This is a genomic window from Leisingera sp. M527, from assembly GCF_025141525.1.
Lineage (GTDB): Bacteria > Pseudomonadota > Alphaproteobacteria > Rhodobacterales > Rhodobacteraceae > Leisingera.
Genome location: NZ_CP081037.1, coordinates 1833993 through 1848357, shown reverse-complemented (window position 1 = coordinate 1848357; position 14365 = coordinate 1833993). Strand labels below are relative to the sequence as shown.

General features: G+C 62.3%; 13 protein-coding genes. 10 read left to right on the top strand and 3 right to left on the bottom strand.

All coding sequences use genetic code 11. The features are described 5' to 3' along the window. Window positions 1-72: 72 nt before the first annotated feature. The gene (locus tag K3555_RS09285; protein WP_260008259.1) at window positions 73-1587 is read right to left on the bottom strand and encodes a divergent polysaccharide deacetylase family protein; all 1515 of its coding nucleotides are present in this window, start codon (window positions 1585-1587) and stop codon (window positions 73-75) included. 189 nt (window positions 1588-1776) lie between these two features. Between K3555_RS09285 and K3555_RS09280 the strand changes: the two genes are divergently transcribed. The 7 genes from K3555_RS09280 (at window position 1777) to lexA (ending at window position 7380) form a co-directional block, all read left to right on the top strand. After that, window positions 1777-2358, top strand: coding sequence for an aminodeoxychorismate/anthranilate synthase component II (locus K3555_RS09280; protein WP_259992094.1), 582 nt, complete (start codon window positions 1777-1779; stop codon window positions 2356-2358). Further along, window positions 2355-3374, top strand: coding sequence for an anthranilate phosphoribosyltransferase (gene trpD, locus K3555_RS09275; RefSeq protein WP_260008258.1), 1020 nt, complete (start codon window positions 2355-2357; stop codon window positions 3372-3374). Before K3555_RS09280 ends, trpD begins: the two co-directional genes overlap by 4 nt. Further along, entirely contained in the window at window positions 3371-4042 is a 672-nt protein-coding gene (locus K3555_RS09270; RefSeq protein WP_260008257.1) for a uracil-DNA glycosylase, read from the top strand. The genes trpD and K3555_RS09270 overlap by 4 nt, the downstream gene beginning before the upstream one ends. An 11-nt stretch (window positions 4043-4053) precedes the next feature. Next, window positions 4054-4866, top strand: coding sequence for an indole-3-glycerol phosphate synthase TrpC (gene trpC / locus K3555_RS09265; protein ID WP_260008519.1), 813 nt, complete (start codon window positions 4054-4056; stop codon window positions 4864-4866). Window positions 4867-4878: 12 nt separating this feature from the next. Then, window positions 4879-5349, top strand: a complete 471-nt coding sequence (moaC, locus tag K3555_RS09260; RefSeq protein WP_260008256.1) for a cyclic pyranopterin monophosphate synthase MoaC — start codon at window positions 4879-4881, stop codon at window positions 5347-5349. Next, window positions 5350-6525, top strand: a complete 1176-nt coding sequence (glp, locus tag K3555_RS09255; protein ID WP_260008255.1) for a gephyrin-like molybdotransferase Glp — start codon at window positions 5350-5352, stop codon at window positions 6523-6525. Between the two features lie 147 nt (window positions 6526-6672). After that, window positions 6673-7380: a transcriptional repressor LexA gene (lexA, locus tag K3555_RS09250; protein WP_259992086.1), complete on the top strand. Its 708-nt coding sequence runs from the start codon at window positions 6673-6675 to the stop codon at window positions 7378-7380. Here lexA and K3555_RS09245 read toward each other — a convergent pair. After that, entirely contained in the window at window positions 7377-9443 is a 2067-nt protein-coding gene (locus K3555_RS09245) for a ComEC/Rec2 family competence protein (RefSeq protein WP_260008254.1), read from the bottom strand. The genes lexA and K3555_RS09245 overlap by 4 nt on opposite strands. Window positions 9444-9522: 79 nt before the next feature. Here K3555_RS09245 and gltX point away from each other — a divergent pair, with 79 nt between their 5' ends. From gltX to K3555_RS09230, 3 genes are all read left to right on the top strand, one after another. Beyond that, window positions 9523-10923: a glutamate--tRNA ligase gene (gene gltX, locus K3555_RS09240; protein WP_260008253.1), complete on the top strand. Its 1401-nt coding sequence runs from the start codon at window positions 9523-9525 to the stop codon at window positions 10921-10923. A gap of 127 nt (window positions 10924-11050) precedes the next feature. Then, a complete protein-coding gene (locus K3555_RS09235) occupies window positions 11051-12346 on the top strand; it encodes a citrate synthase (protein WP_129370948.1) in 1296 nt (431 codons plus the stop codon). Between the two features lie 314 nt (window positions 12347-12660). Further along, the gene (locus tag K3555_RS09230; protein ID WP_260008252.1) at window positions 12661-13467 is read left to right on the top strand and encodes a calcium-binding protein; all 807 of its coding nucleotides are present in this window, start codon (window positions 12661-12663) and stop codon (window positions 13465-13467) included. Window positions 13468-13508: 41 nt separating this feature from the next. On the opposite strand, the gene K3555_RS09225 is transcribed toward K3555_RS09230, so the two are convergent. Then, the gene (locus tag K3555_RS09225; protein ID WP_260008251.1) at window positions 13509-14288 is read right to left on the bottom strand and encodes an enoyl-CoA hydratase-related protein; all 780 of its coding nucleotides are present in this window, start codon (window positions 14286-14288) and stop codon (window positions 13509-13511) included. Window positions 14289-14365 lie beyond the last annotated feature (77 nt).

The window sequence follows — 14365 nt, the reverse complement described above, 5'->3', positions numbered from 1 at the left end:
GGCTGCGCTGCGGCTTCTTTCTGGTTCAAAATACCCTCGCCGAAGGCACGGCGCCCGCCTTGGGCGCCGTTTTCACTTAGCCGGCAGGTTTGCTTCCAAACTGGCCGAGACCGGCGCCAGCGCAATCCGGGCAGCCCGGTCCTGCAAGCCCCAGATCAGCAGCGCTGAAATCGTATCCGGGCGCAACCGTCCCAGCATGATCACCGCGCCTTCCTGCCCGGCCCGGAACGCCGCCTGATCCAGAAACCGCCGGATCGACCGCGGGTTTTGACCAGCGCCGTCAAAGTCGCGGAACACAACACCGGCCGGCACGCCGTCGCGCAGCGCCAATTTCTGCACCGTGTTCAACCCGCTGTCCTGGGTCACCAGCCCATAGCCGGCCGAGGCCGCAACTGCTGCAACCTGATCCGCCAGCGCCCGGTTGCCCTGCACCCCGGTCCCGATCCCTTCGAGGATCGCCATGGCTTCCGGCAGTTTGCCGCGCCAAACCTCCAGCGCGGTCTCCGCGTCCTGCGGCGACGCAGATCGCGGCAGATCCGCCAGCATCAGAACTTCGAACCCCGCCGCCCTGCGCGCGGCCATCTTGGATGCAGCCTGCGGGTCTTCCGGATCAATGGCAAAACTCAACGGATAGGGGAATTCCGCCAGCGCTTCGGCCCCGACCGCCCCCTCGTCGTCGATCAGTACAATCGACATCAGCGGCCGGTCTTCCGGATTGTCAAAAGGTTCGGCATAGGCGGTAAACGGCGGCTGGCCGGATACCGCCGCAGTGGCAAACCCGGCGTCCTGCGGCTTGTCCCGGTCGGTCAGCGGAACAACAGGTGTGCCGATACTTGGTGCCAAAGCCTCTTGCCCTGCAACCGCAGAGTCCGGAACAGTTTCGCTGTCAGAAATACTCTCACCGCTGTCGCCGCCGGCCTCTGGCAGAACCGGTGCCGCACCGATTACCGGCAGCGTGATTGCCTGCGGCGCGCTGCCGATATCCGGCGCCAGAACAGCAGCGGACTGCGGTGTCTCAACCGGAACCACCATGGCCTCAGGCTGCGCAGCCTCAGCTGTATCCTCTTGTGCATTTTCGGGCGCCTCGGGCGCGGGTTCCGGTGCTGGCTCGGTGGCAGCTATTACGGCAGCCTCAGCGCCCGGGGCCGGCGGCGCCGCCGGCTGAACGGCCTGCGGCAGAGGCGCATCTGGCCCCTTTGCCAAACCGGGTGCTGCCGCTGTTTCCGGATCGCCGGAAGCGATAAGCGCCGCTGACTGCCCGACCTCAGGTTTGCCGGCCGGCGCGGTATCCGCCCCTGCAAGCGCGTTCAGGTCATCGCTGCCACCGGTTTCGGCCGGCGCGGCCGGCTGTGCCTCAACAAGATCTGCATCACGTCCCTGGCTGCTGGCGGGCGCTCCGGCGGCGTCCGTGGCGTCCGTGCCGCCGTTTGGCATCTGCGGCGCATCGCCAGGATCATGCGCGGCAGGTGCCGGCCCCGCTGCGGTATCGACACCGCTGTCCGGCAAGGGCACCGACAAAGACAGCATCGCCAGCCCGCCCGCGGCCAGCAATGCCCCGACACTCACGCCGCCCAGAAATCCACGCATGCCTGTTTTGCCTCTCAATCCGTTTTCGGTGCCGCGCCTTACCAACGTGCCTGAGCGAACCCTGTTTCTGTTCACTCCGGCATTCGCCTATCCTGCCCTTGACGCTGCCCCGTATCCCTGAACATGTATGTTTCGACCACTATACTGCGGCGCGGCCCCGGCCCGCCACCCTTAAAAGAGCCCGCTACGATGCTGCTGCTGATAGACAACTACGATTCCTTTACCTACAACCTCGTCCATTATCTGGGTGAGCTGGGCGCGGAAATGGAAGTCCGCCGCAACGACGCCATCAACGTGCAGGAAGCCATGGCAATGAAGCCCTCAGGCATTCTGCTGTCGCCCGGTCCCTGCGACCCGGATCAGGCCGGCATCTGCCTGGCGCTGACCGAAGCCGCAGCTGAAACCGGCACACCCTTGCTGGGCGTCTGCCTGGGCCACCAGACCATCGGCCAGGTGTTTGGCGGCAAGGTGATCCGCTGCCACGAGATCGTGCACGGTAAAATGGGTAAGATGCACCACAAGGATACCGGTGTTTTCAAAGGCTTGCCGACGCCTTTTGACGCAACCCGCTACCATTCTCTGGTGGTTGAGCGCGACAGCCTGCCGGATTGCCTGGAAATCACCGCTGAACTGGAAGACGGCACTATCATGGGCCTGCAGCATAAGGAGCTGCCGATTCACGGTGTGCAGTTCCACCCGGAATCTATTGCGTCTGAGCACGGCCACGCGCTGCTGAAAAACTTTCTCGACGTGATGCAGGTGTCCGCATGAGCGACCGCCTGAAACCGCTCATCGGCGCCGCGGCGGAACGGTCGCTGACCCGCGAAGAAGCCGAAACCGCTTTCACCTTGCTGTTTGAGGGTGAGGCCACGCCCAGCCAAATCGGCGGCTTGCTGATGGCGATGCGCACCCGCGGCGAAAGCGTGGATGAATACGCAGCTGCCGCCGCCGTGATGCGCTCGAAATGCAACCCAGTGAAAGCTCCGGCAGGTGCCATGGACATCGTCGGCACCGGCGGTGACGGCAAGAACACTCTGAACATCTCCACCGCCACTGCCTTTGTGGCGGCCGGCGCAGGCGTGGTGGTTGCCAAACACGGTAACCGCAACCTCAGCTCCAAATCCGGCACTGCCGACATGCAGTCCCAGATGGGCATTAACGTGATGGTCGGCCCGCAAGTGGTTGAAAAGGCTATAAATGAGGCCGGTATCGGATTCATGATGGCGCCTATGCATCACCCGGCGGTGGCGCATGTCATGCCCACCCGGTCCGAGCTTGGCACCCGCACTATCTTTAACATCCTTGGCCCGCTGACCAACCCGGCCGGCGTGAAACGGCAGCTGACCGGCGCCTTCAGCCGCGCGATGATCCGGCCGATGGCGGAAACGCTGAAAGCCCTGGGGTCCGAGCGCGCCTGGCTGGTGCATGGTTCTGACGGCACGGATGAGCTGACAATTACCGGCGTCAGCTGGGTCTCCGCTTTGGAGGAAGACGGCAGCATCCGCGATGTCGAACTCCACCCCGAGGACGCAGGCCTGCCGGTGCACGGTTTTGACAAGATTATCGGCGGCAGCCCTGAAGAAAACGCAATGGCCTTCCGGGTGCTGCTGCAAGGCACGCCCTCTGCCTACCGGGATGCGGTGCTGCTGAACGCCGCCGCTGCGCTGGTTGTCGCGGGTAAGGCTGCCGACCTCAAGGAAGGTGTCGCGCGCGCGGCCGAGTCCATCGACAGCGGCGCGGCCAAATCAAAGGTCGAGGCACTGGCGCGGATCACCTCAGCCGCATGACCGATCTTCCGCCGGGGCTGGGCGCCTGGTCCAGTCTTCCCTTTTTCACCAACCAATGGCCCGGGATCTCAGCCGCAATTTCTGAAGATCCCCGGACCATCCTGCCGCCCGCGCACCAGCGGTTCGCTGCGCTGGAGCTGACCCAGCCGGAAAACACCCGCGTTGTGATCTTGGGGCAGGATCCCTATCCGACGCCGGGCCACGCCCATGGGCTCGCCTTCTCAGCAGAGCCGGACGTCCGCCCCTTTCCCCGCTCATTGTCCAATATCTACAAGGAATTGGAGGATGATCTTGGTGTCACCCGCCCGAATGCAGACCTGCGCGGCTGGGCGCGTCAAGGCGTGCTGCTGCTGAACACAGCCCTGTCAGTTCCCGCAGGCGAGGCAAACGGTCACAAGCACCTTGGCTGGCACCATCTGGTGCATCAGGTGCTGGAACTGACCTCCGCGCGCCCGACCGCGTACATTCTCTGGGGAAATGCTGCACAAAAGCTTGAAAAACATATCAAACCGGGCGATCACCTGATCCTGAAAACCGCCCATCCCTCGCCCTTGTCGGCGCGGCGCGGCTTCTTCGGGTCCCGGCCCTTTTCACAAGTAAACAATTGGCTCGCCGCCCGCGGTGAAACTGCCATAGACTGGAACGCAGCAACGGAGGCCCAGGCATGAGTGAAACTGGCATGACCAAAAACGTGCTCGACAAGATCAAGGCCTACAAGCTTGAGGAAGTCGCCGCAGACAAGGCCGCCAAACCGCTGGAGGCGGTCGAGGCCGAGGCGCGCGAAGCCTCCCCGGTGCGCGGCTTTGCCGACAGCCTGATGCAGGCCAACCGCAGCGGTTACGGTCTGATTGCCGAGATCAAGAAGGCCAGCCCCTCCAAGGGCCTGATCCGCCCTGATTTTGAACCCGCCGAACTGGCCAAGGCTTATGAGGACGGCGGCGCGACCTGCCTGTCCGTCCTGACCGACACCCCCAGCTTCCAGGGCGCCAAGGAGTTCCTGACCCAGGCCCGCACGGCCTGTTCGCTGCCCGCGCTGCGCAAGGATTTCATGTACGACACCTATCAGGTGGCCGAGGCCCGCGCACTTGGGGCGGACTGCATCCTGATCATCCTCGCCTCCGTCTCGGACGCGCAAGCGCAGGAACTGGAGCAAAGCGCCTTTGACTGGGGTATGGATGTGCTCCTGGAAGTGCATGACGCCGACGAGCTGGAGCGCGCCTGCAACCTGAAATCGCCGCTGATGGGCATCAACAACCGCAACCTCAAGACGTTTGAGACCACACTGGACACCACCCGGGAACTGTCGCGCATGGTGCCAGCCGACCGCACCATCGTTTGCGAAAGCGGGCTGTCCACGCCTGAAGACCTCAGCGACATGGCCCGTTATGGTGCGCGCACTTTCCTGATCGGCGAAAGCCTGATGCGGCAGGACGATGTCGCCGGTGCCACCCGTGCGCTGCTCGCCAATCCGCTAATGCCCGGTATGATGTAAAGGAGGACCGCAATGAGCCTCACCCATTTCGACACCAAGGGCGACGCCCATATGGTTGATGTTTCGGACAAGGCGGTAACTTCGCGCATCGCCACCGCCGAGGGCCACATTACCATGGCCCGGGAAACCTTTGATATCATTGCCGAAGGCCGTGCCAAGAAGGGCGATGTTCTGTCCGTTGCCCGTCTGGCCGGCATCATGGGTGCCAAGAAGACGCCGGATCTGATCCCGCTTTGCCATCCGCTGCCGGTCACCAAGGTTGCGGTAGAGCTGACGCTGGACCCGGAGCTGCCCGGCGTGCGGGTGGAGGCCACGGTCAAGACCACCGGCCAGACCGGGGTTGAGATGGAGGCGCTCACCGCCGTCTCCACTGCCGCGCTCACCGTCTATGATATGGCCAAGGCCGTGGACAAGGCGATGCAGATCGGCGGCATCCGTGTGACGCTGAAAGATGGCGGAAAATCAGGTAAGTACGAGGTGTAAATGATCCCGGTCAGCGAAGCCCGCGCGCATCTTTTATCGCTTGTTCAACAGCTTGAAACCGAACAGGTTCCGCTGGCGCAGGCTGCAGGCCGGGTGCTGGCGGCCGATCTGCAAGCGCGCCGTGATCAGCCGCCGTTCTCCGCCTCCGCAATGGACGGTTACGCTGTGAACGCCGCGGAAGTCGAACTGCACGCCATGTTCAAGGTGATCGGCGAAGCCGCCGCCGGTCACGCATTTCAGGGCCGCGCGGGCGCGGGCCAGGCCGTGCGTATCTTTACCGGTGCACCGGTGCCTGAAGGTGCAAGTTTCGTTGTTATTCAAGAAGATATAACCCGCAACGGGGATCTTATCACCATCACCGGCGCCCCCGGCAGCAACCACAATATCCGGCCCCGCGGCGGCGATTTCACCGATGGCCAGACCGTCACGGCCCCCAAGCGCCTGACACCGGCTGACATTGCCTTGCTGGCCGCTATGAACATCCCCGCGATACCCGTCACCCGCCGCCCGGAGATTGCATTGATCTCCACTGGCGACGAATTGGTGATGCCCGGCGGCACGCCTGGACCGGACCAAATCATCGCCTCCAACACCTTTGGCCTCAAAGCGATGCTCGAAGACATTGGCGCCCTTGCCCGCATCCTGCCTATCGCCCGTGACACCGAAAGCTCGCTGCGCACAGCCTTTGAACTGGCCGAGGGCGCTGATCTGGTTGTCACCATCGGCGGCGCCTCGGTTGGCGATCATGATCTGGTCGGCAAGGTGGCGCAGGATCTTGGGATGGAGCGCAGTTTCTACAAAGTTGCGATGCGCCCCGGCAAACCGCTGATGGCCGGCCGGATGAATGGCGCTGCTATGGTTGGCCTGCCCGGCAACCCAGTATCGGCTATGGTCTGCGGCCACGTGTTTCTGGCCCCGATGGTGCGATCCATGCTGGGGTTGCCTGCACCGGCGCAGGAGCAGCTGCTGACGGCCGCCCTTTGCGCCCCGCTGATGGCCAATGGCCCGCGCGAGCATTACATGCGCGCAAATGTGCAAAACGGCCAGCTGCAAGCGTTTGACAACCAGGACAGCTCCCTGCTCACCATTTTGGCTGAGGCCAACGCCCTGCTGGTCCGCCCGCCCAAGGACGGCGCGCGCAGGATAGGCGATACTGTGCAATACTTGCCGATCTAACTCCCCTTCACCTTTGCAAAAATACCCCCGCCGGAGGCACGCGCCCCAGGCGCGTTCTCTTCTGCACCACGCCAGGGACTGCGATATTGACACAAAACGGGAACATGCGTAGAACAAAAGAAAACCCGAGGCGCGGAGGGAGCGGCGATGCTCACAAAAAAGCAACTGCAACTGCTGGAATTCATTCACAAACGCCTGCAGCGTGACGGTGTGCCGCCCAGTTTCGATGAAATGAAGGTCGAACTGGATCTAAGATCGAAATCAGGCATTCACCGGCTGATCACTGCACTGGAAGAACGCGGCTTTATCCGCCGCCTGCCGCACCGTGCCCGCGCGATTGAGATTATCCGCCTGCCGGAAAGCCTGGGCGGCGGGCCGGACCCGCAAGGCTTTGCACCAAAGGTGATCGACGGCGGCCAAGCGCAGCCCGCGGCGCCTGCCCCTGCCGCCGCAGACCCAATGCGCCTGGCCGCGGTGGAACTGCCCGTTATGGGCCGCATCGCCGCCGGTGTGCCAATAGAGGCGATCAGCCAGGTGTCACACCAGGTGGCGGTTCCGGGCGGCATGATCGCACCAAACGGCCAGCATTTCGCGCTGGAAGTAAAGGGCGACTCGATGATCGAGGCCGGTATCAATGACGGCGACATCGTAGTGATCCGTGAAACCGGTACTGCTGATAATGGCGATATCGTTGTTGCACTGGTCGAGGGGCACGAAGCCACGCTGAAACGCTACCAGCGCCAGGGCAGCATGATCGCGCTGGAAGCCGCCAACCCGGCCTATGAAACCCGGCGCTACCCGGAAGACCAGGTGCAGATCCAGGGCCAGCTGGTTGGGCTGATCCGCACTTATTAAGGGTTTTCCTGGCCAAGAATCCTCCGGAGGCGGCTGATTTCAGCCCCCTCCGGCTGCCATCCAGTCCACAACCGCTGTCCCGACACACTGCGGGATGTCTGTAAGCCGCCTGTTGCGGTCACGGCGATGCTGCCCGTTTGACGCATCACTGCCGGTGTCAGGAGCAGACAGTTTTCCGGTGTTTGCGCCGTGACCGTGGAAACGATGATATCTCCCTTTTTACAGCCACTTGCCTGCGCGAGCTTACGTTTCCCAGGCGCATGAACCAGCCGGAATCCCGGCCCTTGCCAAATCGGCAAAGCCTCTGTTTCACCCCTCCAGCGCGCCGCGGCGGCGATTTGTCCTGCCGGGTCGCCATCATTCTCCAGCCAGATTTTCGCAGTAAACCCCTGCCCTTTGGCCCGGGACAAGGCCCGGCCTTGCGGCGTCATCACGCCAATCAGCCCGCCGGAATCCGCAATCAGGACAACAGGACGCTCTGCCGCGTTCCACATCAGCAGCGCGCATGCTGCCGGCAGCAGCCCTGCCAGCCGCAGCCGCCCTTGCCAGATCACCGCAAACAGCATGCCCGCAGCAAACAGCGGCAGCACCCAGTGGCTGGGCGCAGGTACATGCGACAGCGCCCCTTCAAATTCCGAGACGGCCTGCGCAACTGCCAGGATCCAGTCCAGCCCCCATCGCATAACTGTCAGCCCGATCATTTCCAGGCCGAACGGTGCAAGGCACAACGCCAGCACCGCAGCCGGAATGACGACCGATCCCATGACCGGCACCGACAACAGGTTCGCCAGCAGCCCGTAATGCGGCACCGTGTTGAAGTGCGCGGCGGCAAAGGGGGCTGTTGCGGCCCCGGCCACCGCAGAGGAAATCACCAGCGCCAGAACCGGCCGCAGCCATCGCGGCCCCAGCGGAACCTCCCCGTCCCGCAACGCGGCAAAGACCGCGACCAGCGCAGCCGTCGCGGCAAAACTCATCTGGAAACCAGGGCTCAGCAGGCTTTCCGGCCGCCGCAGCAGCACTATCCATGCGGCAACCGCCACCGCGCGCAGGGTAATCGCACGCCGGTTCAGCAGCACAGCGCCAAACATCACCGCCACCATGACAAAGGCCCGCTCTGTCGCCACATTGCCGCCTGACAAGGCAAGATATCCCGCGCCGGCAATCAGCGCCGCAAGCGCTGCCAGTTTCTTGACCGGCCAGCGCAGGGCCAGGACAGGTATCAGATTGAACGCAACTCTCAGCGCCGCAAAGACAAATCCGGTGAGCAGCCCCATATGCAATCCCGAGATCGCCAGCAGATGCGCCAGGTTGCTTTGCCGCAGGGCAGTCAGCGTTTGCTGCCCCACGCCGCTGCGGTCGCCGGTGGTAATTGCGGCTGCAAACCCGCCCGTCTCACCTGCAATACGGTCTTGCAAGCCCTGCGCCATATTCCGGCGCAGGCGGTCCACTGGCAGGCCTTGGCCGGGTGGCTTTGCCAGCAGCACCGGAACCCTTGTGTATCCTAAACCGCCCAACTGCTTGAACCAGGCATGGCGGCGGAAATCGAACCCTCCGGGCTCGGCAGGTCCCTGCGGCGGCAGCAAATGCGCGGTGGTCATGATCCTGGCGCCGGGCGGCGGCACCTGTTCCAGCGCTTTCAATGATATGCGGACACGGGCCGGCGTATCTTCCGCCGCCACCCGGTCCAGCCGAACCTGATCCAAAGTCAGCCGCAGGGCGTCGGTCGGCGAGCGGTCGACAGCCACGACACGTCCCTCCACCGCCCCGTAATAGCGGAAATCCAGGACCGGAGCCGACACCCGGTGCGCCCGTGCCCCGGCCAGGCACAGCCCCGCCGCTGTAAGTGCTGGCGCCCACAGCAAAAATGCCAGCGGCCGCCGGGACATAGCACCGGCTGCCATCAGCAGCGCACACAGCGCCAGCCCGGCAAACTCGGCGGCGCCTGGCTCAAACTTCAAAGAAAAATAGGCTCCGATCCCGGCCCCTAGAAACACCGGGGTCCAGGGGAACAGATGTCCCCGTTGCGCCTGCAGCAGGTCTGCAATGGCTGTGGTCGGCCGCATGCTTGCCCCCCGCCTTCTGGCCCGGTAGACAGGCTGAAACTCTAAACCTCACATGGTTTCCAAAAGGTAAATCCCGCTCATGACCCAACCGGTTGTCACCCGTTTCGCGCCGTCTCCCACCGGCTTTCTGCATATTGGCGGCGCCCGCACTGCGCTGTTCAACTGGCTGTATGCCCGGGGCCGCGGCGGCAAGTTCCTGCTGCGGATCGAGGATACCGACCGCGAACGCTCCACGCCCGAGGCAACCGCCGCCATTCTGCAGGGCATGGAATGGCTGGGCCTGGACCATGATGGCGAGGTGATCAGCCAGTTTGAGGGCGCAGACCGCCACGCCGAAGTTGCCAGGCAATTGCTGGCCGACGGCAAAGCCTATAAGTGTTTTGCCAGCCAGGACGAAATTGCCGCCTTCCGTGAACAAGCCAAGTCCGAAGGCAAATCCACCCTCTACCGTTCACCTTGGCGCGACGCCGATGCGTCCAGCCACCCGGATGCACCTTTTGTGATCCGCATCAGAGCGCCGCAAAGCGGCGTTACCGTTATCAAAGATGAGGTTCAGGGCGACGTCACCATCAGGAATGATCAGCTTGATGACATGATCCTGCTGCGCTCGGACGGCACGCCGGTTTACATGCTGGCGGTTGTGGTCGACGATCACGATATGGGCGTCACCCATGTGATCCGCGGCGACGACCACCTGAACAACGCCGCCCGCCAGATGATGATCTATGAGGCGATGGGCTGGGACGTGCCGGTCTGGGCGCATATCCCGCTGATCCACGGGCCGGACGGCAAAAAACTGTCCAAACGTCATGGTGCCTTGGGCGCGCAGGAATACCAGGCGATGGGCTATCCGGCGGCAGGCATGCGCAACTATCTGGCCCGTCTGGGCTGGTCGCATGGCGATGACGAATTTTTTACGGACGATCAGGCCAAGGCGTGGTTTAACTTTGACGGTATCGGCAAAAGCCCGGCCCGGTTCGACACCAAGAAGCTGGAGAATCTCAGCGGTCAGCATATCGCCGTTAGCGACGACGCCGCACTGCGGCATGAAATCAGCGCATATCTGGACGCAGCCGGAGAAACTGCCCTGAATGACGCGCAGTCACAGGGTTTGCAGGCTGCGATGTATTGCCTCAAGGACCGGGCGCGCACCTTCCCTGAACTGCTTGAAAAAGCGCATTTTATCCTTACCTCACGGCCAATTGACCGGGATGCGAAGGCGGAAAAGGCGCTATCTTCTGTATCCGATGGTATACTGGGTGAATTGACGCCGCAGCTGCAAAATGCTAGCTGGGTCCGTGACGATCTGGAGGCGCTTCTGAACGCATTTGCAGAAGCCCATGATACCAAGTTCGGCAAGCTGGCAGGCCCTTTGCGGGCAGCACTGGCGGGCCGGGCGGTAACGCCTTCGGTGTTCGATATGATGCTGATTCTGGGCCGCGATGAAACCATTGCCCGGCTCCAAGACGCAACAGGCTGAGACCGGTCCTTAACTCCCGGGTAAGCCTGTTTTGATAACACAACCCCTGCGCGACTCCGCGCAGGCGCTGCCCCGCATGAAGACGCCTGCACGGCCGCTCTCGTGCCTGTAACAGGAAGGGACATCCATGACCGAGACACAGAAATCTGCCACGCTCAGCCTGAATGGTGAAACTTACGAGCTGCCCATTTTCTCGCCAACGGCCGGGCCCGATGTTCTCGACATCCGCAAGCTCTACGCGAAGGCAGGTGTGTTCACCTATGACCCGGGCTTCACCTCGACCGCCAGCTGCGACAGCACCATCACCTATATTGACGGCGACAAGGGCGAACTGCTGCACCGCGGCTACCCGATCGACCAGCTGGCATCGAAGTCCCATTATCTCGAGGTTTGCTATCTGCTGCTATACGGCGAATTGCCGACCGTCACCCAGCTGGAGGATTTCGAGACCCGTGTGACCCGTCACACCATGGTGCATGAGCAGATGCACAACTTCTTCCGCGGCTTCCGCCGCGATGCGCATCCGATGGCGACGCTGGTTGGCGTGGTCGGCGCGATGTCGGCCTTCTACCACGACTCGCTGGACGTCACCGATCCGTGGCAGCGCGAAGTCGCCGCCGTGCGTCTGATCGCCAAACTGCCGACCATTGCCGCGATGGCCTATAAATACTCGATCGGCCAGCCGTTTGTGTATCCGAAGAACGATCTGGATTACGCAGCCAACTTCCTGCACATGTGCTTCTCGGTTCCGGCTGAGGAATACCACGTGAACCCGATCCTGAGCCGGGCGATGGACCGCATCCTGACCCTGCACGCGGATCACGAACAGAACGCTTCAACCTCCACTGTGCGTCTGGCCTCTTCCTCGGGCGCAAACCCGTTTGCCTGTATCGCGGCCGGCATTGCCTGCCTCTGGGGTCCGGCCCACGGCGGCGCCAATCAGGCCTGCCTGGAAATGCTCAAGGAAATCGGCTCGGTCGACCGCATCCCTGAATTTATCGCACGCGCCAAGGACAAGAACGATCCGTTCCGCCTGATGGGTTTCGGCCACCGCGTCTATAAGAACACCGACCCGCGTGCGACCGTGCTGAAGCAATCCGCGGACGAGGTTCTGGACCTGCTCGGCGTCGAGGACAACCCGCTGCTGCAGGTTGCCAAAGAGCTGGAGCAGACCGCGCTGAACGACCCCTACTTCATCGAGAAGAAACTGTTCCCCAACGTCGATTTCTACTCGGGTATCATTCTTGAGGCGATGGGCTTCCCGACGTCGATGTTCACCCCGATCTTTGCGCTGTCGCGCACTGTCGGCTGGATCTCGCAGTGGAAAGAGATGATCGCTGACCCTCAGAACAAGATCGGCCGCCCGCGCCAGTTGTACCTGGGCGAGACCATGCGCGATTACATCGACATCGAAAAGCGCTGACCGCCAGTTGCAATGAACGTCCAAACGCCCCGCTTTTTGCGGGGCGTTTTTTATTCTGAACTGATTCTGAACTGGCGGTTGACAAGGTTTGATCCCGGCCTGGCACCGCCTAGTTGTCAGTAGAATTCTTGCGTGAGTGGCGACAATGCCGGAGGATCCGGCCAATTTTTTGCATAAATCGCACAATACCCTGAAAATATTGACTGATAATCCTCAACTAAGTAGTTATTTTTTAACAAATTTCACGCTTTGGCGGAATTGCATGCAAGCGGAATGCTCCAGGCTGCACGCCAAAGAAAAACGGGATTCACGGAATGGAACTACTGGTTTTGCTTGGCTTGTCCCTGGCCGCGGGCACATTTGCAGTTCTGGACTCGGATGACGATTCAGAACCTGCCGCCGACACGTCCGCAGATGCAACCAAGGGCAACGACGACCTTTCCGGTGCATCCAGGGATGACACGATCTTTGCCAATGACGGTCACGACATTCTGGCTGGAAATGGCGGGGATGACCGGCTATTCGGCCAAGGCGGACAGGATCTGCTGGTTGGCGGTGAAGGCGACGACTTCCTGCGGGGTGGCTCCGACCATGACACGATCATTGACGGCAAGGGCAGCGACACCTTGATTGGGGACGCAGGCAACGACTTCATTGTGTCGACCAGCGCCTTTGATCCGGACAATGTACTGGAAGCTGGCAGAGAATGGGCCGCCAACGACGACCCGGACGTCCGCATCATACTGGAATACGACGTCAGCCAGGATATAGACGAGGCCCCCGATGTTATCCGGGCTGGGTTCGGCGACGACAATGTTGTCGCAGGCAGAGGCGATACCGTAACGCTGGGCGAAGGTTATGATGATCTGGCCTTGGGTGATTGGATCGAAGCCGGGGATGAGCCTGTGGTTTTAACCGACTATGACCGCGATCACGACATGATCGTCTACTATCACGATGGGGTTGGACCAGCGCCCGAAATCACCGTTGAATCCGAACAGGACGAAAACAGCGACGCGCAGGACGCACTGTTGCTGGCCAATGGCGAGGTTTTTGCCCGGCTGCAAGGTGCTGGCGGGTTGGTTTCAGAGAATTCCGTCCAGGTTCGGATAATCGAGTAAGGAGCGGACCGGGGCCGAACGCCCCAGGTCTCCCAGTCCCCTTAGCGCCCCTCGAACTTCGCGGGGCGTTTTTCCATGAACGCAGTCACCCCTTCCAGGAAATCCCGGGTCTTGCCGCATTGGCCCTGCAGATGCGCTTCTTCCGACAGCTGCTCGGCCAAGGTGCGCCCGAAACTTTCGCGCAGGGCGGATTTGGTGGCGGCAAAGGCTTTGCTGGGGCCGCTGGCCAGATATTCCGCGCGGGCGCGCCAATGCGCTTCGAACTCGGCGTCCGGCACCGCTTCCCAGATCATCCCCCAGTCGCAGGCCTGCCGGGCGCTGACGCGGTCGGCAAACAGGGCTGCCCCCATCGATTTTGCCAGACCGATCTGACGCGGCAGGAACCAGGTGCCGCCGGCATCGGGGATCAGGCCGATCTTGCTGAAGGCCTGCATGAAAAAGGCGCTTTCGGCGGCGATCACCACATCGGCGGCCAGCGCCAGATTGGCGCCCGCCCCGGCCGCGGCGCCATTGACGGCCGCCACAACCGGCACCGGGCAATCATAAATCGCCTGCAGCATCGGCAGGTATTCGTCGCGCAGCGTGCGCTCCAGATCCAGCTGGCCGCCATTGCTGCCAGCGTCACTCAGATCCTGACCCGAGCAGAACGCATCGCCTGCCCCGGTCAGCACCACAGCGCGGGCCTCGGAAGACGCCATGCGCATCGCATGGGTGATCTCGGACCGCATCCGGCTGTTAAGCGCGTTCTTGCGCGCTTCGCGGTTCAGGGTGACAACCGCCAGCCCGTCCTGCAGAGAAAACAGGATTTCCTTATAGTCCATCGGAGTGCCTCACGTAACTTGCGTTCAGGGGCCAGAAACGCGTGTGCCTGGCCGTTTGCCGGTATGGTGACGGAAAG